Genomic DNA, 24,028 nt, shown 5'->3' on the forward strand with positions numbered 1-24,028 from the left:
ACCGGCCCCCGGCAAGCCGACGCCGGGCAAGCCGACGCCGGACCAGCCGGAAACGGTGCAGCCGGGCAAGCCGCTGCCGCGTATCGCCGCCGATCCGGGCCTGCCGACGGTGGCCCGGACGCCGTCGAAGCTCACCGGGTCGTCGGTGCGGATGACCGGGTTGCGGTTCGATGGGGTCACCGACCTGCACACCGTCCAGGGCGACCTCAAGGTGTTGAAGTTCAGCATGCGGGAGGCGGTGACCACCGACTTCCTGCTGCAGGCCGACGGCCCCGCAGGGCGCAACCAGCGGTACGCGACGAATCAACTGACCGTCCGGGGCGACGTGGCCTTCTACGCGACCCGGTTCGTCGGCCGACTGCTCGGCATCAAGATCACGTTGACGCCGGACCTGCCGCTACCGGACGGCCTTCCGATCACCTCGCCCATCCCGATCACGTTCACCGATCCCGCTATCGACCTGGCGTACGTCACCAGCGACACGCTGACCGCCCGCCCGGCGTTGGCGCTCACCCTCGGCTGATCGGCCGGCCGCGCGAGCATCCTCGGCTCGGGCGTGGCCGCGCGCGGCGACGGACTCGTCGTACCGTCGGCGCGCGCGGCCGTGGCCGGGTCAGAGCCGGGCCAGCGCCCGACGCAGCGGGTCGAGACCCAGGGCACCCAGGTCCAACGCCTGCCGGTGGAACTCCCGCAGGTCGAAATCAGCGCCCTTGCGGGCCTTGGCGTCCTCGCGGGCCTGCAGCCAGATCCGCTCACCCACCTTGTACGACGGCGCCTGCCCCGGCCAACCGAGGTAGCGGTTGAGCTCGAAGCGCAGGTTCTCGTCCGGGACCCGGCAGTGCGCCCGCATGAACTCCCAGCCCAGCTCGGGCGTCCACCGCTCGCCCGGGTGGAAACCGAAGGGATTGTCCTTCGGGATCTCCAGCTCCAGGTGCATGCCGATGTCCACGATCACCCGTGCCGCGCGCATCGCCTGGCCGTCGAGCATGCCCAGCTTGTCGCCCGGGTCGTCCAGGTAACCCAGCTCGTCCATCAGCCGCTCCGAGTAGAGCGCCCAGCCCTCGCCGTGCCCGGAGACCCAGCAGAGCAGCCGCTGCCAGCGGTTGAGCAGGTCGGCCCGGACGGCGGTCTGCGCGACCTGGAGATGGTGACCCGGCACGCCCTCGTGGTAGACCGTGGTCACCTCCCGCCAGGTGGAGAAGTCGGTGATGCCCTGCGGCACCGCCCACCACATCCGACCCGGACGGGAGAAGTCCTCGCTGGGGCCGGTGTAGTAGATGGCGCCGTCGCTGGTCGGGGCGAGGCAGCACTCGATGTGGCGGACCTGCTCCGGGATGTCGAAGTGGGTGCCGTGCAGCTCGGTGATCGCCTTGTCGGCCAGCGCCTGCATCCAGTCCCGGAATGCCTCCTTGCCCTGGATGGTCCTCGCCGGGTCGGCGTCCAACCTGGCCACGGCCTCGTCGACGGTGGCACCCGAGCCGGCGATGCGCCCCGCGACGACGCGCATCTCCGCCTCCAGGCGGGCCAGCTCCGCGAAGCCCCAGGCGTACGTCTCGTCCAGGTCGACCTTGGCGCCGAGGAAATATTGAGAGGCGAGCTCGTAACGCTCCCGGCCGGCCGCCTGCTTGTCCCGCCCGTGCGGGGCCAGCTCGGTACGCAGGAACTGGCCGAACTCGGCGGTCGCCGCGGTCGCCGCCGCCGCACCCCGACGCAGCTCCGAGCCGAGCGTGCCGTCCGCCCCCAGCCGCTCGACCAGCCCGTGGAAGAAGTTGTCCCCGGTCGGGTCGACCCAGATGTCGCACTGCTTGGCCACCTCGACCAGCTGCACCTTCGAGCTGACCGCACCGGCGGCGAGCGCCTCGCGCAGCGTGGTCTTGTAGCCCTCCAGCGCGGCACCGAAGCCGTTGAGTCGAGCGGCGATGTTGGCCTGATCGTCGCTGGTCGCGGTGGGCATCAGGTCGAACACCATGCGGATCTCGTGCAGCCCGCTGGTGATCACGCTGACCTCGCTGGTCACCTCGCCGGCGTCGTACCGGGCGAGGTCCAGGCCGAGCCGTTCCTGCATGGCCTCCTTGGCGGTCCGTTCCGATTCGGTCTCCGGCTCGGTCACCTCCAGTTCGGCGAGCGTCCGGCGGGTGAGGTCCGCGCGCGCCCGGTAGCCGTCGGGCGACAGGTCGTCGAGTTGATCGTCATGGCCGGCGATGCCGACGAAGGTCGCGCCGGTGGGGCTCAACGGCGCCCACTCGGCCACGTAGCGGTTGGCGAGTTCATCAATTCGTCCCACGCTGCGACACTACGTGACCACCCCACCCCTTTGTCGCCGACGTTTGTTGTGTTCGAGCTGCGGGTTCGGGCACGGCGCGACGTCCGAAAGGCGCGCGACATTGTCGTACGAGTGCGGCAGAGTGTCAGGGGTGACCACCGATACCACTCCTGACAAAGCGCCGGTCCGCGCCTGGCTGCCCGGCTTCATCGCGCTCGCCGCGATCTGGGGTTCCAGCTTCCTCTTCATCAAGGTCGGGGTGGCTGAGCTACACCCGGTTCAACTCACCCTCTACCGGGTCCTCGCCGGCGCGCTGACCCTGTTGGTGGTCCTCGCCGTGCTGCGCGACCGGCTGCCCCGCGAGCCCCGGGTCTGGGCGCACCTGACCGTGGTCGCCGCCTTCGGTGTGGCCGTGCCGTTCACCCTCTTCGGCTACGGCGAGCAGCGGGTCGAGTCGATGCTGGCCGGCATCTGGAACGCCACCACGCCGCTGATCGTGCTGCCGCTGGCGGTGCTGGTCTTCCGCACCGAGCGGCTCACAGCGCGCCGGGCCGTCGGGCTCGGGCTCGGCTTCGTCGGGGTGCTGGTGGTGCTCGGGGTCTGGGAGGGCATCGGCGGGGCGCACTTCACCGGGCAGTTGATGTGCTTCGGCGCGGCGGCCTGCTACGGTGTGGCCATCCCGTACCAGAAGCGGTTCGTCGCCGGCAGCGCGTACTCGGGTCTGTCGCTCTCCACCGCGCAACTGCTGCTCGCCGCCGTGCAGTTGGCCATCGTCACGCCCTTCGTCGCCGGTCTGCCGCCGCTGCCCACCGAGCTGTCGGCGGGGGTGGTGGCAAGTGTGCTGACTCTTGGCGCGCTCGGCACCGGCCTCGCGTTCGTGATCAACATGCGCAACATCCGGGTGGCCGGCGCGAGCACCGCGTCCACCGTCACGTACCTGATCCCGATCTTCGCGGTGTTGATCGGTGCTGTGGCGCTCGACGAGCGACTCAACTGGCACCAACCGGTCGGCGCGCTGATCGTGCTGCTCGGGGTCGCGGTCTCGCAGGGGATGTTCGGTCGCCGCCGCACCAGCCCCGTCGTCGGCGTCGGCACACCCGCCACCCCCGTCGCCGAACCCGTCCACCGCTGACAGACCACCTGATCGACTCGGCTTCCTAGAAATCGGGGTGTCCGGCGGACCGGGACACCCCGATTTCATGAAACGCGAGTGGATCAGCCCTGAAGGGCAGGGGCGGGCTGATCAGGGGCGGTCGTGCGTCCAGGCCACCAACCGCTCTGCCGACCAGGTGTTGACCACACGGTCGGCGGGGACGCCGCAAAGAGCGGCGCGTTCGCAGCCGAACCGTTGCCAGTCGAGCTGGCCGGGGGCGTGCGCATCCGTGTTGATGGCGAACCGGCAACCAGCCTCCAACGCACGGCGGATCAGGCGCTTCGGCGGATCCTGCCGCTCCGGCCGGGAGTTGATCTCGACGGCGGTGTCGTGCTCCGCGCAGGCGGCGAAGACGGCGTCCGCGTCGAAGTCGCTCTCCGCCCGGGTACGCGCCCGGTGCCCCCGATCGCCCGGACCGGTCACCCCGGCGGGGCGGGACGACACCATCCGGCCGGTGACGTGGCCCAGGATGTCCAGATGTGGGTTGGCGACCGCCTTCAACATGCGCCGGGTCATCTTCGACCGCTCGTCCTTCAAACCGCTGTGCACCGACCCGACCACCACATCGAGCCGCGCCAGAAGGTCGTCGTCCTGGTCCAGCGAGCCGTCGGCGAGGATGTCCACCTCGATCCCGGTGAGGATCCGGAAACCCTCGGGCAGCGCCGCGTTGACCTGCGCCACGTGGTCGAGCTGCTGGCGCAACCGTGCCGCGGTCAACCCCCGGGCCACCGTCAGCCGGGGCGAGTGATCGGTCAGCACCAGATACTCGTGGCCCAACTCCACAGCGGCCAACGCCATCTCCTCGATGGGTGAGCCGCCGTCGGACCAGTCCGAGTGGGTGTGACAGTCGCCGCGCAGGGCGGCGCGCAGCGCCGTGGCCTCGGCGTCCAGGTCGCTGCCCTCGGTCGCCACCAACCGGCGGAGGTAGACCGGCTCCTCACCGGCGAGGGACTCCGCCACACAGCGGGCCGTCACGTCACCGACCCCGGCCAACTCGGTGAGCGTGCCGTTGCCGGCCCGTTCGGTCAGCTCTGCCGTGGGCAGGCCGGCCAGCGCCTTCGCCGCCGACCGGAACGCGCGCACCCGATAGGTGGCCTCGTTGGCCCGCTCCAGCAGGAACGCGATCCGGCGCAGATCGGCGATGGGATCTCTCGCGCGAGCCATGTCAGGGCGCCTTCGGGCAGCCGTGCCGGCGTTGCCACGCGGTGACCTCGGCGGCTGGTTCCTTGTTGCCACCGCGCCGCCAGGAGTCCAGGTAACGCGCTGGCCAGATCACCCCGCGCCGGATCCACCAACCGTCCTTACCGGCGCACCCCGGCGAGATGCCGAAGTGCACATGGCAGACGTTGTTCGCGTTGCCGGTGCGGCCCACCTTGCCGAGCTGCTGCCCGGCGCGGACCCGCACCCCGACGTCGACGCCGCCGGTCACGGCGCTCAGGTGCGAGCCGTAGTAGCGCACCCCGTCGTCGCCGAGCAGGGCGACCGACAGGCCGCCGTTGTCCGGGCCCTGCGGCCCACGCTTGCGGTACCGGTCGACGCGGCTCACCTCCAGCACCGTACCGTCGGTCACCGCCACGAACGGCTCGCCGCAGTCGGCGAAGAGATCCGTCGCCGGGTACGCCCCGTGCGTCGGGTGGTAGTCGACGTCGTCGGCGCGTACCGGAAAGACATGCTTCAGCCCGGTGCGGGGTGCCGTCGCCGACGGCCGGGCCGACGACGGCGCCGGCGGGCTCGGGTCGGTCGCCGACGGCGACTGCGACGGCGACCCCGGCTGGTCGGCGGTCGCCCAGACCGCCGGTGGCGTCGGCGCCGCGCCGTCGGGCACCCCCGGCCGGGTGGTCGCGCAGCCGGCGGCCAGCACCGGGGCGAGCAGCAGCAGGATCGGGTACGCCGGACGAGCGCGGCGGCTGATCGTCGGCGAGACCATCCGGTCATCCTGGCAGAGCCGGTACCGTGGGCACGAGCGGCACGCGTGAGGGAGGGCAGCGACGGTGACCATTGCCCGACCCGAACCTGGCCCGGATTTCGGTGCTGCCCGCCCGGGGCCGCGTACCCCGTCGGGTCTCTTCCCCTCCGGGCCACCGATGCGGCCCACCTACCGCGAACCGCACCCGGTCACCGGCGGTGGTGTCGCCGCCGGCGGCGGCGCGGCGGCCGGTTGGCTGCTGCTGTTCGGCCTGCTCGGCACCGACGTGGCCAGCTACGCGTGGTGGACGGTGTTCGCCGGCCTGCTGGCCTGGGCCACCGCCCTGGTGCTGGTCCGCTTCGGCGACCGAGGGGTGGCCACCGGGGTCGCCATCGTCACGGCGGGTGGCTGGAGCATCGCCGCCGCCGTGGTGGCCGTCCGCTGGGCCACCAGTGGTGACTGGCCGCTGTGGTGACCGGCACGGACAGGCCCCCAAACGGCGCTCGGTGACTGCACCGTGTGCCCGGTTGGCTGCGTAGCGAACGCCGTCTTGACGTGGCCGCCGAGACTCGGCACGCTCGGCACTATGGCCTGGACCACTCCCCGGCAGGATCCCGATCGCAGCCGCCGTCGCCTGCAGTTGCTGGCCGAGTTGGCGGGCGCCCGGGCGGTCCGCCAGCGCAGCCGACCGCAGCGGCAGCGCACCGAGCGTCTGCGCCAGCTCATCGCCACCCGCCGCCGAGTCGTCGGCTGAGCCGACTTTGTCATGAATGACCCGCCCTTCGGGGCGTTGACGGGTCGCCTGCCGACCCGACCGGCTAACGTGCACGCGTAACGAGTCGACGCTGTGTCGAGGGCTATTGGGGGGACCGTGTCGTACTTCGCTGCGGCCGTGGTGCGCGACGACAGTGGCTGGACCGCCGCCGAGGTCAGCTTGCGTGGCGCCACTGACATCGACGAGGTTGCCGACCGGCTGCGTGACGTCGACCAGGAGGCCGACGTGTCGCTGCTCTTCGTTGAGGCTGACGACGCGTACCTGGTGATCCTGCGCCTGGACGAGGGCGAGGACCTGCGGGTGTTCGGTTCGGACTCCGCGTACGCCGAGGAGTCACAGCTGGGAGCGTTGCTGGTCGGTGACCTGAAGACCTCGGTCACCGGGCTCGACGGTGACGACGAGCCACGCCCGGTGAGCACCGGTGACGACGAGAGCGAGCAGCCCGTCGTCGACCCGGAGGCCGACCCGGTCGGTGACGCCGACCTGCTGGCCAACCTGGGCATCTCCGCGCAGAAGCTGCTGACCCTCTGCACCCACGAGGGGATGATGCCGGCGGACGTCACCGCCGAGATCTGCCAGGTGCTCGGCTGCGCCGACGAGGTCGAGGAGTTGCGTGAGGTCTGAGCCGGCCGACGCCACCGATCCGTCGCTGGAGTCGATCCGACCGGGCCAGCCGACCCCGGGCGCGGTGGGCCGCGCCGGGCCCGGCGCCCACGAGGGCCTGGCCGACCTGGGCGAGGTCGGCCGACGACAGCGGCACGAGCTGTGGATGCGCCGCGCCCTGGAGGTCGCCGTCGCCGGTCCACCCGTCGACGACACGGTCAGCACCGACGTCGACGACGTGCCGGTGGGGGCGGTGCTCTACGGCCCGGACGGCACCGAGCTGGCCACCGGACGCAACGAGCGCGAGCTGACCGGCGACCCCACCGCCCACGCCGAGGTGCTGGCCCTACGCCGGGGCGCCGAGCGCACCGGCCGGTGGCGGCTGGACGGCTGCACCCTGGTGGTCACCCTCGAACCGTGCACCATGTGCGCCGGGGCGCTGGTGCTGGCCCGGGTCTCCACCGTCGTGTTCGGCGCGTGGGAGCCCAAGACCGGCGCGGCCGGCTCGCTCTGGGACGTGCTGCGGGACCGTCGGCTCAACCACCGCCCCGAGGTCTACGGCGGGGTGCTGGAGGCCGAGACCGCCACCGTCCTGCGCGCGTTCTTCCGCTGAGGCCGGGCCGCCGCTCAGGCCGGTGGCAGGGTGACCGTGACGACCAGCCCTCCGGCCGGACGGGGCTGCGCCTCGGCGATGCCACCGTGGGCGCGGGCCACCGCGCGGACGATGGACAGCCCCAGCCCGAAGCCCCGCGCGCCGACAACCCGCTCCCGCGACAGCCGCCGGAACGGCTGGAACATCGTCTCGACGTCATAGCCGGGGATGACCGGGCCCGTGTTGGTCACCGTGAGGGTGGGCCGACCCCCGACCAGCCCGGTACGCACCTCCACCCAACCGTCGGCGGGCAGGTTGTGCCGCAACGCGTTCTCCACCAGGTTGAACGTGAGCCGCTCCAACAGCACCGGGTCGCCGCTCGTCGGCGCCGGAGCCAGCTCCCGCCGTACCCGCACGCCGGGTGCCTGCCTGCCAGCCTGATCGGTGGTGTGCGCGCAGACCTCGGCCAGGTCGACCGGCGTACGCTCGGTCAGCTCGTTCTCCGAGTCGGCCAGGGTCAGCAGGCCGTCGATCAGCCGCTCGTGGCGTTCGTTGACCGCCAGCAGCGACTCGCCCAGTCGCCGGGTCTCGGCCGAGGCGTCCGGGCGGGTGACCGCCAACTCCACCAGGGCGCGGTTGAGCGCCAGCGGGGTACGCAGCTCGTGCGAGGCGTTCGCCACGAACCGGCGCTGCCCGTCGAAGGAGCGGTCCAGTCGTTCCAGCATCTCGTCGAACGTGTCGGCCAGTTCGCGTACCTCGTCGGGAGGCCCAGTCAGCGCGATCCGCTCGTGCAGGCCACGGCCGGCGGTGTCCGCGCCGGCGATCCGGCGGGCCGTTCCGGTGATCTGGTGCAGTGGTTGCAACGCCCGGCCGGCGAGCAACCAGCCGAACGCGATCGCCACCGTCGACACCACGATCAACGCGATGCCGCCCTGGGTGAGCAGCGACTCCAACGCGTTGCGCTTCGCCTCGTCCTGCACCTCCTGCACCAGGGCGCGCAGGTTGTCGATGTTCTGCCCGGTGGGCGTCGTGGGGGTGGTCCTGGGCAGGTCGCGCAGGCTCACCCCGAACGGCTGTGGCATCCGCTGATCCACCAGCACGTACGTGACGGCGAGCAGGACGATGCCGGCCAACAGGAAGAGCCCGCCGTAGATGAGGGTGAGCCGGGCGCGGATCGTCAGGCGTTTCATCGGATCTGGTACCCCGCCCCGGGAACCGTCTCGATCACCGGCGGGTCGCCGAGTTTGCGGCGCAGCTTCATGACGGTCACCCGGACCACGTTCGTGAACGGGTCGATGTGCTCGTCCCAGGCCCGTTCCAGCAGATCCTCGGCGGAGACCACCGCGCCGTCGGCACGCAGCAGCTCGGCCAGCACCGCGAACTCCTTGCGGGACAGCGCCACGTACCGGTCGTCCCGGCGTACCTCGTGTCGGGCGGGGTCGAGCTGGATGCCGGCGCGACGTAGCGTCGGCGGCGCCGCCGGACGAGACCGGCGGGTCAACGCGTGCACCCGGGCCGAGAGCTCGACCAGGGCGAACGGCTTGGTCAGGTAGTCGTCGGCACCGAGCGCCAACCCGGCCACCCGCTCCCGGACCGCCGCCGACGCGGTCAGCATCAGCACCCGGGTCTCCCCGCCCGCATCCACGATCGCCCGGCACACGTCGTCGCCGTGCACCACCGGCAGGTCCCGGTCCAGGACCACCACCGCGTACTCGTTGACGCCGAGCCGTTCCAACGCGGCGTCCCCGTCGTACGCCACGTCGACCGCGAACGATTCTCGACGCAGCCACTCGGCGATGGCGTCCGCCAGCACGTTCTCGTCCTCGACCACCAGCACTCTCACCCCTCCATGGTGCTCGGGGTCCCGTAACGGCGGCATAACCGCCGACGGTAACGCCGGGGATACGCCCGCTGCCGTGCACTGGGTGCCACGTTCGGCGAACCGCGCCGGACCTGAGCGGAGGTGGACATGATGCGACGACAGATGCTTGCGATCCCCGTCCTGCTCGCCCTGGCGTTGTCCGGGTGCGGCGCGGGAGGTGACGACGGCGGCGGGGTCGCGACCGCCGGCGGGACGAAGACCGACGCCACGGCGAGCGGCACGCCGGTCAGTGACTCCGACCGGCAGCTCGCCTTCGCCAGGTGCATGCGGGAGAACGGGGTGGACCTGCCCGACCCGGAGGCGGGCGGCCGTCCCGGCTTCCGGTTCGGCGCGGACGTGGACCAGCAGAAGGTCCAGGCGGCCATGGAGAAGTGCCAGGACAAGCTGCCCAACGGCGGGCAGGGACCGCAGCTCAACCCCGAGCAGGCCGAGCGGATGCGCACGTTGGCCAAGTGCATGCGGGAGAACGGCGTGCCCGACTTCCCGGACCCGGACGCCGACGGACGGGTCCGGATCGGGGCCGGGGACAACGCGATCGACATCGGCGACCCGGCCATGAAGGCGGCGCTGGAAAAGTGCCGGCAGCACGCACCGCAGTTCGGGGGTGGCCGGTGACCATCCGACGCTCGCGGCTGCGCGCCGCCGTGACCGGAGGCATCGTTCTGCTGGTCGCCGCGGTGGGCGTGGTCGCCGCAGTGGGCTTCGGTGGCCGTGCCGACGGAGGACGCGCCCAGGCCGGCATCGCACCACCCGCCACCGCCACTGTCACCCGGCAGACCCTCGCCGACTCGGAAACCGCCGACGGCGAACTGGGGTACGGCACCACGCGTACCGCCACGGCGAAGCTCAACGGCACCGTCACCGCGCTGGCGGCCACCGGGTCGACGGTTCGGCGGGGCAAGGCGCTCTACCTGGTCGACAACGAGGAGGTGGTGCTCCTCTACGGCGGGCTGCCCGCGTACCGGACCCTCGCCCCCGGGGTGGACGGTGCCGACGTCGCGCAGTTCGAGCGGAACCTCGACGCGCTGGGCTACACCGGTTTCACTGTCGACGACGAGTACACCGGCGCCACCGCGGACGCGGTCCGGGAGTGGCAGGAGGACCTGGGTCTGACCGAGACCGGTCGGGTCGAGCCGGGGCGCATCGTGTACGCCGACCGGGAGGTCCGGGTGGACAGCCACCAGGCCGACGTCGGCGACCTGACAAAGCCCGGCCAGGCGGTGCTGACCTACACCGGTACCAGCCGAGTTGTCACAGTCGAGTTGGATGTGGACGACCAGCGGTTGGCCAAGCGCGACGCGAAGGTCTCCGTGCGGCTGCCGGACGGCCAGGCGGTGGCGGGCACGATCAGCACCGTCGAGACGGTCGTCCAGGCCGGTACGGCCGGTGCCAACGGACAGTCCGGCGACGCCGAGACGAAGATCGAGGTGACCGTCGCAGTGACCGATCCGAAGGCCCTCACCGGGTTCGACCGGGCCAGCGCGGACGTCACGTTCACCGTCTCGGAGCGCCGCGACGTGCTCACCGTGCCGGTGGCGGCGCTGTTGGCGCTGGCCGAGGGCGGCTACGGCGTCCAGGTCTCCGAGGGTGGCACGAGCCGGGTCCTCGCGGTGACCACCGGGTTGTTCGCCGGCGGCCGAGTGGAGGTCACCGGCACGGGCATCACCGAGGGCGCGATGGTGGTGGTGCCGACGTGAGCCGCGAGGTGATCGTGCTCGACCGGGTCGGCAAGCGGTACACCGGCGGCGTCGTCGCGTTGGATGACGTGTCGCTGCGGATCGGCCACGGCGAGTTGGTCGCGATCGTCGGCCCGTCCGGATCGGGAAAGTCGACGATGCTGCACCTGATCGGCACCCTGGACCGGCCGTCGTCGGGCAGCGTGCTCATCGACGGGTACGACGCGGCGAAGCTGACCGACCGGGAGCTGTCCGCGTTGCGGGCCACCCGGATCGGCTTCGTGTTCCAGCAGTTCCACCTCGCTCCGGGTGTTCCGGTCGTGGACAACGTCGCCGACGGGTTGCTCTACTCCGGCGTACCGCTGCGGCGGCGGCGCGACCGCGCGGAGGCCGCGCTGGTCCGGGTTGGCCTGGGCCACCGGTTGGGGCACCGGCCGCACGAACTCTCCGGCGGGGAACGGCAGCGGGTCGCCGTGGCCCGTGCGGTGGTCGGCGAGCCAGCGGTGCTGCTCGCCGACGAACCGACCGGCAACCTGGACTCCCACTCCGGTGCCGGGGTGTTGGAGTTGCTGCACGACCTGCACCGGGCCGGGACCACCGTCGTGGTGATCACCCATGACCGGGAGATCGCGGGAAGCCTTCCCCGGCAGGTGCGGATGCGCGACGGGGCGGTCCGGCACGACTCGGCCCGCACGTCGGGCGGGGTCGGCTGATGGCGACGCTGACCCCGGCCCGACTGGGACCGGCGGATGTGCTGCGCGTCGGCGGGGTGGGGCTGCGGACCCGTCCGCTGCGGGCGTTCCTCTCCGCGTTGGGCATCGCGATCGGCATCGCCGCGATGATCGCGGTGGTCGGCATCTCCTCGTCGTCCCGGGCCGAACTGGACCGGGCGCTCGACGCGCTCGGCACCAACCTGCTCACCGTCGAACCGGGCAGCACCCTGTTCGGTGCGGACGCGCAACTGCCCGAGGAGTCGATCGCGATGATCGGGCGGATCGGCCCGGTGACCGAGGTGTCCGCGACCGGGCAGGTCTCCGACGCCAAGGTGTACCGCTCGGACCGGATTCCGGCGGCGGAGACCGGCGGCATCGCCACCCGGGCGGCCCGGCTGGACCTGCTCGGCACCGTCGGGGCCGAGGTGGCCACCGGCACCTGGCTCAACGAGGCGACCGCCCGCTACCCGGCGGTCGTGCTCGGCGCCACCGCGGCGCAGCGGCTCGGGATCACCACGGCCGACCCGCAGCTGCAGGTGTGGCTGGGTGGGCGGCCGTTCACCGTGGTCGGAACCCTCGCCGCCGCACCTCTCGCCCCGGAGCTGGACACCTCGGCGTTGATCGGCTGGTCGGCGGCGACCGAGTACCTGGGCTTCGACGGCCACCCCACCACCGTCTACACACGGGCAGAGGAGTCGCAGGTCGAGGCGGTCCGGTCGGTGCTCGGCGCGACCGCCAACCCGGAGGCGCCGAACGAGGTGGAGGTGTCCCGGCCCTCGGAGGCGTTGGCCGCCGCCGAGGCGACCGACGACGCGTTCACCGGCCTGTTGCTGGGCCTGGGCGCGGTCGCCCTGCTGGTCGGTGGGGTCGGGGTGGCGAACACCATGGTGATCTCGGTGCTGGAACGCCGAGCCGAGATCGGCCTACGCCGGTCACTCGGGGCCACCCGTGGTCAGGTCCGGACCCAGTTCCTCGCCGAGTCGCTGCTGCTCTCCGCGCTCGGCGGGATCGGTGGGGTGGTGCTGGGCATCCTGGTGACCTCGGGATACGCGCTGTCGCAGCACTGGCCGACAGTGGTGCCGGCCTGGGCGATGCTCGGCGGGGTGGGTGCCACACTGGTCATCGGCGGCTTCGCCGGCCTCTACCCGGCCGTGCGCGCCGCTCGCCTCTCACCGACCGAGGCGCTGGCCGCCGTCTGACTGAGTGCCGGCGCGGCGCGGTGCGTGCGTGCCGGGTCGGCGTGGCGGGCTGAGCCCGGCACGACGCGGAAGAGCGGTATGACTCTGCGGCATGTTCATACCCCTGAGTCATACCGCTCTCGGCGGTGACACCGCCCCACCCGAACAGGTCAGGCGATGATCGTGTCGAGGGCGATCTCGACCATCTGGCTGAAGGTCTGCTCCCGCTCCGCCGAGGTGGTCTTCTCGCCGGTCTTGATGTGGTCGCTGACGGTCAGCACGGTCAACGCGCGGGCCTTGAACCGGGCGGCGATCGTGTAGAGCGCCGCCGACTCCATCTCCACCGCCAGCACGCCGTATTCGGCAAGGGTGTCGTAAAGGTCCGGCCGGTCGGTGTAGAAGGCGTCCGCCGCCAGGATCGGCCCGACGTGCATGGTGATGCCACGCCGCTCCGCCACCTCGACCGACGTACGCAGCAGCCCGAAATCGGCCACCGGCGCGTAGTCGATCAGCCCGTCGAAGCGCATCCGGTTCATGTTCGAGTCGGTGGACGACCCGATCGCCGCCACCACGTCCCGTAGTTGCAGGTCGGTGCTGAGGGCACCACAGGAGCCGACGCGGATCAGCGTCTTCACGCCGTACTCGTTGATCAGCTCGTGGGCGTAGATGGAGGCCGACGGCATGCCCATGCCGGAGCCCTGGACGGAAACCTCGACGCCGTTCCAGCGGCCGGTGAAGCCCAGCATGCCCCGGACCGTCGAGTAGCAGGTGGCGCCCTCGAGGTAGGTCTCCGCGATCCACTTGGCTCGCAGGGGGTCGCCCGGCATCAGGACCCGCTCGGCGATCTCGCCCGGCTTCGCGCCGATGTGCGTACTCATGACAAAGATCCTGCCAGGCCGGCCGGGGCGATACCGGTTCGGCGTCGGAACCAGCGGTCCTGTACCCTCGTCGGCGGTGGCGTGTCCGAGCGGCCTAAGGAGCACGCCTCGAAAGCGTGTGAGGGTTAACGCCCTCCGAGGGTTCAAATCCCTCCGCCACCGCTCTGAAATGCAGAAACGCCCGGTCGATCCGCGAGGATCGACCGGGCGTTTTCGCGTCAGAGCTGTTGCTCGCCGCCGTCGATGAACAGCTCGCCGCCGGTCATGAAGCTGCTCTGGTCGGAGGCGAGGAAGAGCGCGGCGTTGGCGATCTCGTCCGGGTGTGCCATCCGCTGCATGGGCACGCCCGAGGCGATGGCCTGGAGCAACCCGGGGGCCTCCCCGGGGCTGGGCGCGAGGCCCGCCAGCCCGGGGGTCTCGGTCGAGCCGGGCACCAGGGTGTTGACCCGGATCTTCCGGCCGATCAGCTCAGCGGCCCAGGTGCGGCCGAACGAGCGGACGGCCGCCTTGGACGCGGCGTAGACGCTGAACGCCGGGGTGCCGTTGCTCGCGGCCGTCGAGCCGCTCAGCACGATCGAGGCACCCTCGTTGAGCAGGGGCAGGGCCTTCTGAACGGTGAAGATCGTGCCGTAGATGTTGGTGTCGAAGGTGTTGGTGACGTGCTCGACCGTGATCGAGTCGAGCGGACGGAACTCGCCGCCGCCGGCGTTGGTGAAGACCACGTCCAGTCCGGCGCCCCGTTCCTCGATCGCTCGCATCACCAGGTCCAGGTCGTCGAGCTTGCGAACATCGCTGATGATGCCGGTGGCGTTGGGGCCGATGCTGGCTACGGCCTCGTCCAGCGGGCCCTTGCGGCGGCCGGTGACGAAGACGTGTGCGCCTTCGGCGGCGAAGCGGCGGGCGGTCGCCAGGCCGATGCCGGTGGTGCCCCCGGTCACGAGAGCGGTCTTGCCGTCGAGCTGTCCCACGATGGTTCTCCTCTGTTGGGGTGTGGTCGTGCGGCCGGCCGGTGGGGCCGGTGGTCAATGGGTTGCGGCGGCGAAGCTCGGCAGGAGAGTTGCCAGGTCGCGCCACTGCGGCAGGGGCAGCGTCGGCCGATCGGGGACGTCGGGTCGCAGCACGTGCAGGGCGACGTGGTTCGCGCCCGCGTCCAGGTGCTCCCGAACGCGGGTGGCCACCGCATCCAGGCCGCCCCAGCCGACGAGGGCGTCGATGAGCCGGTCGCTGCCACCGGGGACCAGGTCGTCGTCGGTGAACCCGAGGCGGGCGGGGATCGGCCGAGGCGCGGAGTCGAGGGCGTCCAGCCAGAGACCCATCGTCTGCACCGGGCGGCCGTACTCCTGGCCTGCCTGGGTTGCGGCGTGGGCGTTGCTCACTCCGGAGCCGAGCACCGTCCGGGGTCCGTGTTCAGCGTCGGTCGGGTCGGTGGCTCCGCGCAGCTCCGTGCTCCAGAGCCCGAGTGCGGGCAGTTCTGCTGTCACGCCAACCTCCAGCTAATTCTGTACCGATCGGTAAGGATTCGACCGTAGCAACTTCTGGCCGGGTCCGCAAATTTCTGTACCGATCGGTTTTCGTTGCCGGTAGGATGTGCCGGGGAAGGGGTGGTGGGCTGTGCCGCAGCGAGGGCGACCGCGGGGCTTCGACGCTGACGAGGCGCTGGAGCGCGCGGTGGAGGTGTTCTGGCGCCAGGGGTACGAGGGCGCCTCGGTGAACGACCTCACCGAGGCGATGGGGATCAACAAGCCCAGCCTCTACGCCGCCTACGGCGGTAAGGAGGAGCTTTTCCGCAAGGCTGTGGCCCGCTACGCGGAACGGGACATGGGGTACGCGCGCGACGCTTTCGCCCAACCGAGCGCGTACGAGGTGGTGGCCACCCTGCTACGCGAGAACGTGATCGCCGTGACCCGGCCCGACAAGCCACACGGGTGCCTGTCGATCCAGGGTGGCGTCGCCTGCTCCACCGAGAACGCACCAGTCGCCGGATTCCTCGCCAGCAGTCGGCTGGCCGGTGAAGGCGCGCTCGCCGACCGGTTGGCCCGCGCAGTCGCCGAGGGCGATCTCCCCGCGCACGCCGATCCGATCGCGCTCGCCCGCTTCGTCATGATCGTCACCGAGGGGCAGGCGGTGCATGCCGCGGCCGGAGTCAGCCGGGAGGACCTGCGGCAGGCGGCGGAGATCGCGCTCGCCGGTTTCTCCGCCGCGTCCGGGGCGCGGCTGCCGGAGCGAGCCACCGACCCGGTCTGAGCGGTCACCGTTCTTCGAGCAGCGTCGCCACCCGATCGAGCAGTCGTTGCGGGCCGACGAAGCTCGATAGCCAACAATCGGCTGGTCGGGCTTCCGGTGAGTGGCGGTTCAGCAGGGGCCGACGCCATCGTTGAAGAGGCGGCGAGCCCAGTCCGCGTACCCGGCGATGGTTTTTCGGACCGTGCGCCCGTCGTGCAGGAACAGGTACGCGCGGTCGCCGCTGCGGGCGAGCAGCCCGTCGAGGCGATGCGTCCCCTGTGGAGCGCGAAGTCGGCTGACCTCCGGATAGCGGTCCCAGATCTGGCCGACGGGCGAGCCCGCGGTTATGCCCTCCGGTGTCCGCATCGGGTCGCCGACCCAGAGCAGCACGAGTTTGTCCTGCATGAAGACCGGGCTGACGGTGTCATGGCCGGCGAGCACCGGCCCGCAGGCATCCAGGCTGGTACGCAGGATGCCGCGTCGGGTCAGCTCGTCCTCGGTGGCACCAAATTCGATGTTCTGCAGGCCGTTCAGGTCGATGACTGCCACGCTGCCGACGGGTCGGCCATCCGGGATCGGCCCGGTCGGCGGTACGCCGCTGCCTGCGATCGAGGCAGCCGTCATCAACGTGGCAATAAACGCAAATTGTCGCAATTTCATGGAATCCCCCAGTCCCCCAACGGAACGGGAGCCCTCAGGTTGCTGCCGATCGCCGGATTACTGGTTTTCCCACTGCTCGACCAGCTCATCCCAGTAATCGGCGCTGAGTCGACGCCGCCCGTGCGCCAACCAGCCGTCGGTGTTCCGCTCCAGGTGCAACCCCAGTTCGGCGAACGGGTCGATCCAGGTGCCGGGCTCGACGCCGAGTCGGGTCAGTGCCCCGTTGATCGGCCACTGCGTGCGCGGCGCGTCCAACTCGTCGTCGAAGCATGGACCCCAGGACAGCGCCCCGCCCAACCACACCGCCGCCGACTGGTATCCCGCGCCACCACCGAACTCCGCCTCCAGATAGGACACCGGCCCCGACTGTGACCAGCGGGTCAGCACCTCGACCAGCGTCGTCGACAACACCAGGCCGAACGGACGTGTGGCGCTCCGGTCGTCGGTCGCGAAATCCGGCAACGACCCGGTCAGTTCGATCACCAACTGTGGGGTGACCGGCAGCAACGCGAAGTCCTGGCGCAGCTCGCCGAGAACCGCGTGATCCAGCTCGGCGGTCTGTTCGCGGAGCAGTTCGGCGTCCGCGACCACCGCGCTGAGCTGGTAACTCATCTGTCCCTCCGCCATCCACAGGCTGTGGATAGAACATGTGTACGACGGCGGCAGGGCCCGCCGGTCCCCGGACCGTACCCGCCGTCCGTGCTCGCCCTCGAATCAGCCGTGGTGATCGGTGACCGCACTGTCCGTTCGCCTCATGTCGATGTCCGGGTCGGCTGCCTATGGTGTCCGGGCGCCTATCGAAACGGGGTCTCTGTGCAACGAAGCGCATCTCTTTTGGTTCTCCCAACTGTTCTGGCCAGCCTGGCCCTGGGCGCCCCCGCGCAGGTCGCGGGAGGCCTCCGGAACATCACCCGGGGCGGCGTCGTTCTCCAGCACCAGGAGGTGACCTCGGCCGCCTGACCGCAGCGTCAGGGGCGCCAGATCGCCACGTCGATGTCGCGTCGCCGTTCGGCGAAGCGTCCGTCCCGTGCCGCAGCCGTCAAGAGCTGGCGCAGATCCGCCGAGAACGCCGGGAGCCGGTCGGCGAACAGGTGTGGTGCCGAACTGGAGAGTGAGAACACCGCCGAGATGATCTCGTCCACGGAGCGCTCCACGACGATGCCCTGTTCGACAGTGATTCGGGTGGGACCGGTGAAGCCCGCCCCGCGCATGATTTCCCCCTCGCCGGAGGGCGTGCCCGTCGGCAGCAACCCCTGCCCGGCCCGGCGGACCGGCCCCAGGTAGCTCGCTACCAGCTCGTCGATCTGCTGCCAGGGCGGTCGGGGGTACGGCAGCGGGTCGTCCCCGGTCACGCCCTGGTGCGTGTTGGCGCCGACGTGGACCCAGGCCCCGTCGGGTGTGAGCATGTCGCGGACACGACCGACCACGAGCGGCCGGTCCATCCAGTGGAACGACTGGGCGAACGTGACCACCCGGAACGTACCCAGGTCGGCCGGTAGGGCCTCGGCCCGCAGGTGCCGCCACTCGACGTTGGTGGCCCCGACCTCGTCGGCTCTGCGTTGGGCCTCGGTGAGCATGTCCCGGTCCGCGTCGACGCCCACCGCCGCCTCGAAGAGGGGCGCGAGCAGCAGGGTCAACGATCCGGGCCCGCAGCCGACGTCGAGGAGTCTGCCGGTGCCATCGAGGTCGAGTGCCGCGCCGATCGCCTCGGCGAGGCCGGGTGGATAGGGCATCCGGCCGACGCGGTAGTGGCTGGCGCTGCCCGCGTACAACGTCTCGTCCCACTCCCACGTCGCGTCGGTCACGACGTCGATGAGACCACAGGACCGGGCGTACTGACGGTTGCACCGTCCCAGGCGGACAGTCGTGCAGAGGCCCTCATGTTAATCTCCCCCAGCTAAGCATGATCACCTTGAGCGACCGAGGGGACACATGACGGCCGACGTTCCACACGCGGGAGGGCTGCTGGACCCGGGCGGTGCCATGGACCGGCTCGCCGAGTGGAAGGGCCGCCTGGACCAGTTGGCGACCGCCACCGACGCGATGAGCGAACGCATCCAGGAGTTGCGGGTGACGGTCGCCGACGGCAACGGGCTGGTGGAGGTCACTGTCGACTCCGTGGGCGCGCTTGTCGACCTGCACCTGGGTCAGCGGGTGCAACGGGTCGCCCCCGATGTCGTCGCCCGGACGATCATGACCACGATCGCTGCGGCCAAGCGGCAACTGGCCGACCGCGCTCAGGAGATCGTCGGCGACACCCTGGGCACCGATTCGCCTGCCGCGCGGGCGATCGCCGAGCGCGTCGGGCAGCAACTGCGCGATGCCGAGCCCGCGGCGGGTGGCCCGGACGAGCAGCACGGCCGGTGGTGAGTCGGTGAGCGGCGGGTTCGAGGTCGACGCCGAACAGATCCGCCAGCACGCGCGCAACATCGAGGCGCTGCGCGCCCGCTTCGGCGCGGTCAGAGACGCCAGCGCGCACATCACCCAGGACGACGCCGCGTACGGGCTGTTGTGTGGGTGGATCTCCGGAATCCTGGAGGGTAGGCACAGTCGGCAGGACGAGCTGATCGCCTACGCCGAGGAGAACCTGTCCCTGGTGGTGAAGGGGTTGGGCACGACCGCCGACAACTACGCCAACGCCGATGTGGACTCCGACAACACGATCCGCAAGGTCGGCAGCCAACTGGACACGGCGTCCTGACCGACGCGTCGCTGATCGCCGACGTCCAGTCCACCCGCAAGCCCTGGACCGGCGCGGCAGCCGCGGACAGCTTCCAAGGTCTCGTCGACGCCATCCACAGCGAGGGTTGGGTCGACGACCTGCTGGCCGGTGCGGCGTTCGGCGTCGAGGCCGTCGCGACGGTGCTGGACCCTTTCAGTGCCCTGCTCGCCAACGGGCTGGGCTGGGCGATGGAGTACTTCGAGCCGCTGCGCGAAATCCTCGACCAACTCACCGGTATGCCCGACGTGGTGGCCTCACACGCGGCGACCTGGAACAACATGGCCGCCGAACTGGAGAGCATGGCCACCGACCTGAAGACCCACCTCGGGGTGGACATGCCCGGCTGGCAGGGGCAGGCCGCCACGGCGTACCAGGCGTTGATGGCGCACAACGTCACCGGGATTGACGCGTTGAGCGGTATCTCCGCCGCGATGGCCGCCGCGACCCAGGCCGCCGGGAACCTGGTGGCGTTCACCCGCGACGTCGTCCGCGACCTCATCGCCGACCTGGTGGCGCGCGTGATCGTGTGGGCGGTCGAGGCGATCTTCGTGGTCACCATCCCGGCGATCGCGGCGTCGATCGTGGCGGCCGTCGTCAAGTGGGCCGGACGCATCCTGACGTACGTCGGCGCGCTGATCTCCAGCCTCACCAACCTGTCCAAGCTGCTGAACGGCTAGGGCGAAGACGATGGCGAAGCCCAAGACGCCCCCCGGCGGGAACGGTGACGGCGGAACGACGTCGCGGCCGGGTGACGGCGACAGCGACATCCCCGGGCAGCGTCGCCGCAGCTCCAGCGAGGTGCCCGAGACCGTCACCGGCGGGCAGGATCTCGCCGCCGAGGAGTTCAAGCTCGGTCGGCCGGGCGGCGACTCCGGCGACCCACCGGGCCGTCCGCCCGCCGGGGACGACGGTTACCAGAGCCCCAAGCCCGGCACCCCCGAGTACGACCGGCGGCTGGAGGAACTCGCCACCGACCCGGCCCACAAAGGCAACATCAGCGCGAAGTCCCGGATCGAGGCCGAGGTCGGGCTGGCGGCCGAGGCGGATGGGAAGATCCCTGGGCCCATTCGGCGGGCCGAACTCGACAACTCGGATCCCGCATTCCAGAAGGATCAGGGTGAGTTCTTCGATTCCGAGGGACAGAACTGGGACGTCAAGTCGCCCAACGATTTGTTCCCCGCCGGTCGGCGGGCTGGTGAGCCGATGCCCGAGGGTATGAAGGGCCGCTACGATGGCGAGGAGTTCGAGCAGAAACTCGCCGACGAGGTCGCTGGTGGACAGAACGTCATTCTCAACACCCGGAGCCTGTCGCCGAGCGCGTTGGCCGATCTCAGGGCGCGGGTCGCTGATCGACCGGAGTGGGACGGCAAGGTGGTGTTCGACAATGAGTAAGTACAAGCGGGCCAGCGGCGACGTGATCCGTTGGCCGGACAGCCCCGACGCGCGGGAAGCGCTGGAGGAGTGGTTCGCCGACACGTCGGCAACGGCGTACCTGTCGGGGGATTTTCTTGATTTTCGCGGTGCGGACCTCAGCCGTCTCGACCTGATCGGCGCTTATCTCGCCAATTCCCACCTGGTCGGCGTCCGGTTCGAGGAGGCCAACCTCGGCGACGCCAACCTGAGCAACGCCGAGTTGCAGGGCGCGGATTTCTCCTTCGCCGACCTGGCCAAGGCGGAAATGGTCGGTTGCTCGGCCGGTAAAGCGTTGTTCCGGTCGGCTCGGCTGTTCGCGGTGCAACTCGACGATGCGGTTCTGGAAGGGGCGGATCTCCGCCACGCCATTCTCAATTCCGCCAAGCTCTACAAGACCGATCTGCGCGGCGCCAATCTGGAGCTGGCCAGCCTGCGCTGGTGCACGCTCGGCAGCACGAGCATGCCGACGGTGCTGACCGGCGCGAGGATGTTCGGCAGCCAGTTCGAGGGCGCGAAGGGTGCCGTCGTCGGCCCGGTCCTCGTCGACGAAGGGGCGACCCGGGCCCTCGGCGGCGCGGAGCTGGAGGCGTGGTTCTCGGGGCAGGGCGCGGAGCACGTCCAGGTGGTGGGCTGACCCCACCGCGCAGACGACTCAGGGCCGGTCCCAGTGGGGCCGGCCCTGTCGTTCGTGCTGCTCAGCGAGCGGAGGATACGAGATTCGAACTCGTGAGGGTGTAAACCCAACACGCTTTCCAAGCGTGCGCCCTAGGCCTCTAGGCGAATCCTCCGCGAGCCAGGATACAGGCCCCTGTCGGCCGGGCCACCCCACCACCCCCTGAAGATCGACGGGCGGTCGGGTAGGCTGGGCGTCACCTCCCGTGCGGCGGTATCTCGTGAACCTCCCCAGGGCCGGAAGGCAGCAAGGATAAGCGAGCTCTGCCGGGTGCACGGGAGGCCTTTTTGTCTGTGGGCCGGTTGATCCACTCGACATCCGTGATGTCGGGTTATCCCGGGTAAGCGGACACCCCGATTTCCAGGAAGCCGAGTCGATCAAGCGCGGCAACCCGGGGCAACCCATGATGCCCGGCGGGGTGGGTGGTCACCCGCGCCCGACCGGCGCAGAATGGCTCGGTCGAGAGGAGGCGGGACGAGTGACGCTGGCGCTCTACCGCAAGTACCGGCCGCGTACCTTCGCTGAGGTCATCGGTCAGGAGCACGTGACCGAGCCGCTGTCGCAGGCGCTGCGCAGCGGTCGGCTCAACCACGCCTACCTCTTCTCCGGCCCGCGCGGCTGCGGCAAGACCTCCAGCGCCCGGATCCTGGCCCGATCGCTCAACTGTGAGCAGGGCCCCACCCCGGAGCCGTGCGGCAAGTGTGAGTCCTGCCGCTCGCTGGCCACCGACGGCGCCGGTTCGATCGACGTGATCGAGATCGACGCGGCCAGCCACGGTGGTGTCGACGACGCCCGCGAGCTGCGCGAGCGCGCCTTCTTCGCGCCGGCCAGCAGCCGCTTCAAGATCTACGTCATCGACGAGGCGCACATGGTCTCGACCCAGGGCTTCAACGCCCTGCTCAAGCTGGTCGAGGAGCCTCCCGAGTACGTCAAGTTCATCTTCGCCACCACCGAGCCGGAGAAGGTCCTCGGCACGATCCGGTCGCGGACCCACCACTACCCCTTCCGGCTGATCCCGCCGAAGGTGCTCCGTCCGTACCTGGAGCAGCTCACCCAGGCCGAGGGCGTCGCCGTCGAGCCGGCGGTCTTCCCACTGGTGGTCCGCGCCGGCGGCGGCAGCGCCCGGGACAGCCTCTCCGTGCTCGACCAGCTCATGGCCGGTGCCGGCCCGGAGGGGGTCACCTACGCACGGGCCGCAGCCCTGCTCGGGGTCACCGACGCCGCGTTGATCGACGAGATGTGCGACGCGCTGGCCGCCGGGGACGGCGCCGCCGCGTACGCCACCGTCGACCGGGTCGCCGAGGCCGGGCACGACCCGCGCCGGTTCGCCTCCGACCTGCTGGAACGGCTGCGCGACCTGATCGTGATCCAGCAGGTGCCGGACGCCGCCGCGAAGGGCCTGATCGACGGCCCGGCCGACCAGATCGAGCGGATGGCCGCCCAGGCCTCCCAGCTCGGCCCGGCCACGCTCTCCCGCTGCGCCGACATCGTGCACGACGGCCTGGTGGAGATGCGCGGCACCACCGCGCCCCGCCTGCTGCTGGAGCTGATCTGCGCCCGGATGCTGCTGCCCGGCGTGGACGACTCCACCGGCGGCCTCCTCCAGCGCCTGGAACGGATGGAACGCCGGCTCACCCTGGGCGGCACCGACGCGCCGTCGGCCGCCGCGGGCTCCGCGCCCGCCAACCACCCAGGGGTACGCCCACAGCCAGCCACCCCGGTCCCGGCTGCCGCCACCCCGGCGAACGCCCCGACCTCCGCACCGCCGTGGGCGGTCGACCCGGCGGCGTCCCCGACCCGGGGCGCTGCGGCCTCGGGTGCCTCGGCCACGGCTGGTTCGGCCACGGCTGCACCCGCCCCGGGCGCTCCGACCTCCGGCGCACCGGCCTCTTACGTCTCGGCGGCCGACTCGCCGATCCCGGCGTCACCCGGTGCGTCGACCGGGTCGGCAGCCGCTGACCCGACCGTTCCCGTCTCGCCCGCCGGGCCGGCCCCACGTCGCGTGGTGCCACCGTCGGCGGTGCTTCCCGACCCGGCGACGCCCGCGCCGCCCCGCCCGGGGGCACCGGCCGCCGCGCTGGACGCTGTCGCGGTCCGCCGCGTCTGGCCCGACGTGGTCGGCAAGGTCAACCGGACCAACAAGCGGATCGCCGCCCTGATGCGCGACGCGGTGGTCCGTGAACTCGACGGCGACATGCTGGTGCTGACGGTGAAGTCCACAGTGCTGGCCAAGATGATGGCCGACCACGCGGCGGTGCTCACCGACGCGCTCTACGAGGAGTTGGGCGGGCGCTGGCAGATCCGGTGCGAGGTGGCCGGCGAGCGCGGTGGCGCGTCACTGTCCGGCCCGCCGCGCTCGCAACCCGCCGCACCCACCCGACCCGCCGCGCCGAACGCCGCGACCCCGACTGCTGCCGCCGGTCCGACGAGCGCGCCGCCAGTCGCGCCCAGCTCGAACGCTGCGCCAGGCTCGAACGCTGCGCCAGGCTCGAACGCTGCGCCAGGCTCGAACGCTGCGCCAAGTTCGAGCGCGGCGCCCGGCTTCAGCACTGCGCCTGGCTCGAACGCTGCGCCTGGCGCGAACGCTGCGTCTGGCGCGAACGCTGCGTCTGGCGCGAACGCTGCGTCTGGCGCGAACGCTGCGTCTGGCGCGAACGCTGCGTCTGGCGCGAACGCTGCGTCTGGCGCGAACGCTGCGTCTGGCGCGAACGCTGCGTC

27 protein-coding genes, 2 tRNA genes, 1 other RNA gene and 1 pseudogene are annotated in these 24,028 nt (G+C 71.1%); 19 read left to right on the plus strand and 12 right to left on the minus strand.

The annotated features are described in order from the left end of the window. A pseudogene (locus DLJ59_RS25440) lies at window positions 1-523 on the plus strand (DUF6114 domain-containing protein); the annotation flags it as partial. A 90-nt stretch (window positions 524-613) separates the two neighbouring features. Here the strand turns inward: DLJ59_RS25440 and DLJ59_RS25445 are convergent. After that, the gene (locus tag DLJ59_RS25445; protein WP_124775235.1) at window positions 614-2,284 is read right to left on the minus strand and encodes a DUF885 domain-containing protein; all 1,671 of its coding nucleotides are present in this window, start codon (window positions 2,282-2,284) and stop codon (window positions 614-616) included. A gap of 130 nt (window positions 2,285-2,414) precedes the next feature. Between DLJ59_RS25445 and DLJ59_RS25450 the strand changes: the two genes are divergently transcribed. After that, the gene (locus DLJ59_RS25450) at window positions 2,415-3,395 is read left to right on the plus strand and encodes a DMT family transporter (protein ID WP_124775237.1); all 981 of its coding nucleotides are present in this window, start codon (window positions 2,415-2,417) and stop codon (window positions 3,393-3,395) included. A gap of 111 nt (window positions 3,396-3,506) precedes the next feature. Here the strand turns inward: DLJ59_RS25450 and DLJ59_RS25455 are convergent, their stop codons facing one another. Continuing rightward, window positions 3,507-4,580: a PHP domain-containing protein gene (locus tag DLJ59_RS25455; RefSeq protein ID WP_124775239.1), complete on the minus strand. Its 1,074-nt coding sequence runs from the start codon at window positions 4,578-4,580 to the stop codon at window positions 3,507-3,509. Window position 4,581: 1 nt separating this feature from the next. After that, a complete protein-coding gene (locus DLJ59_RS25460) occupies window positions 4,582-5,343 on the minus strand; it encodes a M23 family metallopeptidase (protein ID WP_124775241.1) in 762 nt (253 codons plus the stop codon). 157 nt (window positions 5,344-5,500) lie between these two features. On the opposite strand from DLJ59_RS25460, the gene DLJ59_RS25465 reads away from it, so the two are divergent. The 4 genes from DLJ59_RS25465 (at window position 5,501) to DLJ59_RS25475 (ending at window position 7,313) form a co-directional block, all read left to right on the plus strand. Next, a complete protein-coding gene (locus DLJ59_RS25465; RefSeq protein ID WP_244236228.1) occupies window positions 5,501-5,797 on the plus strand; it encodes a hypothetical protein in 297 nt (98 codons plus the stop codon). 111 nt (window positions 5,798-5,908) lie between these two features. Next, window positions 5,909-6,076, plus strand: a complete 168-nt coding sequence (locus tag DLJ59_RS36680) for a hypothetical protein (RefSeq protein WP_167493094.1) — start codon at window positions 5,909-5,911, stop codon at window positions 6,074-6,076. 117 nt (window positions 6,077-6,193) lie between these two features. Continuing rightward, a complete protein-coding gene (locus tag DLJ59_RS25470; protein ID WP_124775245.1) occupies window positions 6,194-6,721 on the plus strand; it encodes a tRNA adenosine deaminase-associated protein in 528 nt (175 codons plus the stop codon). 145 nt (window positions 6,722-6,866) lie between these two features. Then, window positions 6,867-7,313 (plus strand): nucleoside deaminase, encoded by a 447-nt coding sequence (locus DLJ59_RS25475; RefSeq protein WP_208648837.1) that lies wholly within the window; start codon window positions 6,867-6,869, stop codon window positions 7,311-7,313. A 14-nt stretch (window positions 7,314-7,327) separates the two neighbouring features. On the opposite strand, the gene DLJ59_RS25480 is transcribed toward DLJ59_RS25475, so the two are convergent. Further along, window positions 7,328-8,482 carry a sensor histidine kinase gene (locus tag DLJ59_RS25480; RefSeq protein ID WP_124775249.1) on the minus strand — a complete coding sequence of 385 codons (1,155 nt, stop codon included), beginning with the start codon at window positions 8,480-8,482 and terminating at the stop codon, window positions 7,328-7,330. Further along, complete coding sequence (locus tag DLJ59_RS25485) at window positions 8,479-9,135, minus strand: response regulator transcription factor (protein ID WP_030328157.1); 657 nt, start codon at window positions 9,133-9,135, stop codon at window positions 8,479-8,481. Before DLJ59_RS25485 ends, DLJ59_RS25480 begins: the two co-directional genes overlap by 4 nt. Before the next feature lie 129 nt (window positions 9,136-9,264). Here DLJ59_RS25485 and DLJ59_RS25490 point away from each other — a divergent pair, with 129 nt between their 5' ends. The 4 genes from DLJ59_RS25490 to DLJ59_RS25505 are packed head-to-tail and all read left to right on the plus strand — an operon-like array spanning window position 9,265 to window position 12,762. Then, window positions 9,265-9,789 carry a hypothetical protein gene (locus DLJ59_RS25490; RefSeq protein ID WP_124775251.1) on the plus strand — a complete coding sequence of 175 codons (525 nt, stop codon included), beginning with the start codon at window positions 9,265-9,267 and terminating at the stop codon, window positions 9,787-9,789. Beyond that, window positions 9,786-10,871 carry an efflux RND transporter periplasmic adaptor subunit gene (locus DLJ59_RS25495; RefSeq protein WP_124775253.1) on the plus strand — a complete coding sequence of 362 codons (1,086 nt, stop codon included), beginning with the start codon at window positions 9,786-9,788 and terminating at the stop codon, window positions 10,869-10,871. The genes DLJ59_RS25490 and DLJ59_RS25495 overlap by 4 nt, the downstream gene beginning before the upstream one ends. A gap of 8 nt (window positions 10,872-10,879) precedes the next feature. Continuing rightward, window positions 10,880-11,563, plus strand: coding sequence for an ABC transporter ATP-binding protein (locus DLJ59_RS25500; RefSeq protein WP_208648838.1), 684 nt, complete (start codon window positions 10,880-10,882; stop codon window positions 11,561-11,563). Beyond that, window positions 11,563-12,762, plus strand: coding sequence for an ABC transporter permease (locus DLJ59_RS25505; protein WP_124775257.1), 1,200 nt, complete (start codon window positions 11,563-11,565; stop codon window positions 12,760-12,762). Before DLJ59_RS25500 ends, DLJ59_RS25505 begins: the two co-directional genes overlap by 1 nt. Window positions 12,763-12,911: 149 nt before the next feature. On the opposite strand, the gene deoD is transcribed toward DLJ59_RS25505, so the two are convergent. Then, the gene (deoD, locus tag DLJ59_RS25510; protein ID WP_124775259.1) at window positions 12,912-13,619 is read right to left on the minus strand and encodes a purine-nucleoside phosphorylase; all 708 of its coding nucleotides are present in this window, start codon (window positions 13,617-13,619) and stop codon (window positions 12,912-12,914) included. A gap of 75 nt (window positions 13,620-13,694) precedes the next feature. Between deoD and DLJ59_RS25515 the strand changes: the two genes are divergently transcribed. Continuing rightward, window positions 13,695-13,781, plus strand: a tRNA-Ser gene (locus DLJ59_RS25515). A 56-nt stretch (window positions 13,782-13,837) separates the two neighbouring features. On the opposite strand, the gene DLJ59_RS25520 is transcribed toward DLJ59_RS25515, so the two are convergent. Then, on the minus strand, window positions 13,838-14,587 hold the full coding sequence (locus tag DLJ59_RS25520) for an SDR family oxidoreductase (RefSeq protein WP_124775261.1): 750 nt from the start codon (window positions 14,585-14,587) through the stop codon (window positions 13,838-13,840). Between the two features lie 54 nt (window positions 14,588-14,641). Beyond that, window positions 14,642-15,100 (minus strand): LLM class oxidoreductase, encoded by a 459-nt coding sequence (locus DLJ59_RS37025; RefSeq protein ID WP_244236226.1) that lies wholly within the window; start codon window positions 15,098-15,100, stop codon window positions 14,642-14,644. A 130-nt stretch (window positions 15,101-15,230) separates the two neighbouring features. Between DLJ59_RS37025 and DLJ59_RS25530 the strand changes: the two genes are divergently transcribed. Continuing rightward, on the plus strand, window positions 15,231-15,863 hold the full coding sequence (locus DLJ59_RS25530; RefSeq protein ID WP_124775263.1) for a TetR/AcrR family transcriptional regulator: 633 nt from the start codon (window positions 15,231-15,233) through the stop codon (window positions 15,861-15,863). Window positions 15,864-15,971: 108 nt separating this feature from the next. Here the strand turns inward: DLJ59_RS25530 and DLJ59_RS25535 are convergent, their stop codons facing one another. From DLJ59_RS25535 to DLJ59_RS25545, 3 genes are all read right to left on the minus strand, one after another. Then, window positions 15,972-16,466 carry a hypothetical protein gene (locus DLJ59_RS25535; protein ID WP_208648836.1) on the minus strand — a complete coding sequence of 165 codons (495 nt, stop codon included), beginning with the start codon at window positions 16,464-16,466 and terminating at the stop codon, window positions 15,972-15,974. A 93-nt stretch (window positions 16,467-16,559) separates the two neighbouring features. Continuing rightward, window positions 16,560-17,114 carry a hypothetical protein gene (locus tag DLJ59_RS25540; RefSeq protein ID WP_124775267.1) on the minus strand — a complete coding sequence of 185 codons (555 nt, stop codon included), beginning with the start codon at window positions 17,112-17,114 and terminating at the stop codon, window positions 16,560-16,562. 356 nt (window positions 17,115-17,470) lie between these two features. After that, entirely contained in the window at window positions 17,471-18,307 is an 837-nt protein-coding gene (locus DLJ59_RS25545; RefSeq protein ID WP_124775269.1) for a class I SAM-dependent methyltransferase, read from the minus strand. A gap of 127 nt (window positions 18,308-18,434) precedes the next feature. Here DLJ59_RS25545 and DLJ59_RS25550 point away from each other — a divergent pair, with 127 nt between their 5' ends. The 5 genes from DLJ59_RS25550 to DLJ59_RS25565 all read left to right on the plus strand — a co-directional run bounded on the left by DLJ59_RS25550 (window position 18,435) and on the right by DLJ59_RS25565 (window position 21,271). After that, on the plus strand, window positions 18,435-18,872 hold the full coding sequence (locus tag DLJ59_RS25550) for a YbaB/EbfC family nucleoid-associated protein (protein WP_124775271.1): 438 nt from the start codon (window positions 18,435-18,437) through the stop codon (window positions 18,870-18,872). 4 nt (window positions 18,873-18,876) lie between these two features. Further along, on the plus strand, window positions 18,877-19,203 hold the full coding sequence (locus DLJ59_RS25555) for a hypothetical protein (protein ID WP_124775273.1): 327 nt from the start codon (window positions 18,877-18,879) through the stop codon (window positions 19,201-19,203). A 161-nt stretch (window positions 19,204-19,364) separates the two neighbouring features. Continuing rightward, a complete protein-coding gene (locus DLJ59_RS25560) occupies window positions 19,365-19,901 on the plus strand; it encodes a WXG100 family type VII secretion target (RefSeq protein WP_244236227.1) in 537 nt (178 codons plus the stop codon). A gap of 10 nt (window positions 19,902-19,911) precedes the next feature. Further along, window positions 19,912-20,616 (plus strand): hypothetical protein, encoded by a 705-nt coding sequence (locus DLJ59_RS36450; protein WP_158630908.1) that lies wholly within the window; start codon window positions 19,912-19,914, stop codon window positions 20,614-20,616. 22 nt (window positions 20,617-20,638) lie between these two features. After that, window positions 20,639-21,271 (plus strand): pentapeptide repeat-containing protein, encoded by a 633-nt coding sequence (locus DLJ59_RS25565; protein WP_158630909.1) that lies wholly within the window; start codon window positions 20,639-20,641, stop codon window positions 21,269-21,271. Between the two features lie 69 nt (window positions 21,272-21,340). Here DLJ59_RS25565 and DLJ59_RS25570 read toward each other — a convergent pair. Beyond that, window positions 21,341-21,425: transfer RNA gene (locus DLJ59_RS25570), tRNA-Ser, on the minus strand. Window positions 21,426-21,507: 82 nt separating this feature from the next. Between DLJ59_RS25570 and ffs the strand changes: the two genes are divergently transcribed. Next, window positions 21,508-21,597: signal recognition particle sRNA small type (gene ffs, locus DLJ59_RS25575), an RNA gene on the plus strand. Window positions 21,598-21,788: 191 nt separating this feature from the next. After that, a partial coding sequence (locus DLJ59_RS25580) for a DNA polymerase III subunit gamma and tau (RefSeq protein ID WP_124775279.1) occupies window positions 21,789-24,028 on the plus strand: 2,240 nt, incomplete at its 3' end.

Origin of the sequence: Micromonospora inaquosa (assembly GCF_003857055.1) — a bacterium.
GTDB classification, from domain to species: Bacteria; Actinomycetota; Actinomycetes; order Mycobacteriales; family Micromonosporaceae; genus Micromonospora; species Micromonospora inaquosa.

What these genes read in the sequence shown, in the direction of transcription:
- DLJ59_RS25455 (WP_124775239.1), bottom strand. Translation starts at nt 4,580, where the DNA reads ATGGCTCGCGCGAGAGATCCCATCGCCGATCTGCGCCGGATCGCGTTC.
- DLJ59_RS25460 (WP_124775241.1), bottom strand. Translation starts at nt 5,343, where the DNA reads ATGGTCTCGCCGACGATCAGCCGCCGCGCTCGTCCGGCGTACCCGATC.
- DLJ59_RS25465 (WP_244236228.1), top strand. Translation starts at nt 5,501, where the DNA reads ATGCGGCCCACCTACCGCGAACCGCACCCGGTCACCGGCGGTGGTGTC.
- DLJ59_RS36680 (WP_167493094.1), top strand. Translation starts at nt 5,909, where the DNA reads ATGGCCTGGACCACTCCCCGGCAGGATCCCGATCGCAGCCGCCGTCGC.
- DLJ59_RS25475 (WP_208648837.1), top strand. Translation starts at nt 6,867, where the DNA reads ATGCGCCGCGCCCTGGAGGTCGCCGTCGCCGGTCCACCCGTCGACGAC.
- DLJ59_RS25480 (WP_124775249.1), bottom strand. Translation starts at nt 8,482, where the DNA reads ATGAAACGCCTGACGATCCGCGCCCGGCTCACCCTCATCTACGGCGGG.
- DLJ59_RS25490 (WP_124775251.1), top strand. Translation starts at nt 9,265, where the DNA reads ATGCGACGACAGATGCTTGCGATCCCCGTCCTGCTCGCCCTGGCGTTG.
- DLJ59_RS25505 (WP_124775257.1), top strand. Translation starts at nt 11,563, where the DNA reads ATGGCGACGCTGACCCCGGCCCGACTGGGACCGGCGGATGTGCTGCGC.
- deoD (WP_124775259.1), bottom strand. Translation starts at nt 13,619, where the DNA reads ATGAGTACGCACATCGGCGCGAAGCCGGGCGAGATCGCCGAGCGGGTC.
- DLJ59_RS25535 (WP_208648836.1), bottom strand. Translation starts at nt 16,466, where the DNA reads ATGACGGCTGCCTCGATCGCAGGCAGCGGCGTACCGCCGACCGGGCCG.
- DLJ59_RS25540 (WP_124775267.1), bottom strand. Translation starts at nt 17,114, where the DNA reads ATGAGTTACCAGCTCAGCGCGGTGGTCGCGGACGCCGAACTGCTCCGC.
- DLJ59_RS25550 (WP_124775271.1), top strand. Translation starts at nt 18,435, where the DNA reads ATGACGGCCGACGTTCCACACGCGGGAGGGCTGCTGGACCCGGGCGGT.
- DLJ59_RS36450 (WP_158630908.1), top strand. Translation starts at nt 19,912, where the DNA reads ATGGCGAAGCCCAAGACGCCCCCCGGCGGGAACGGTGACGGCGGAACG.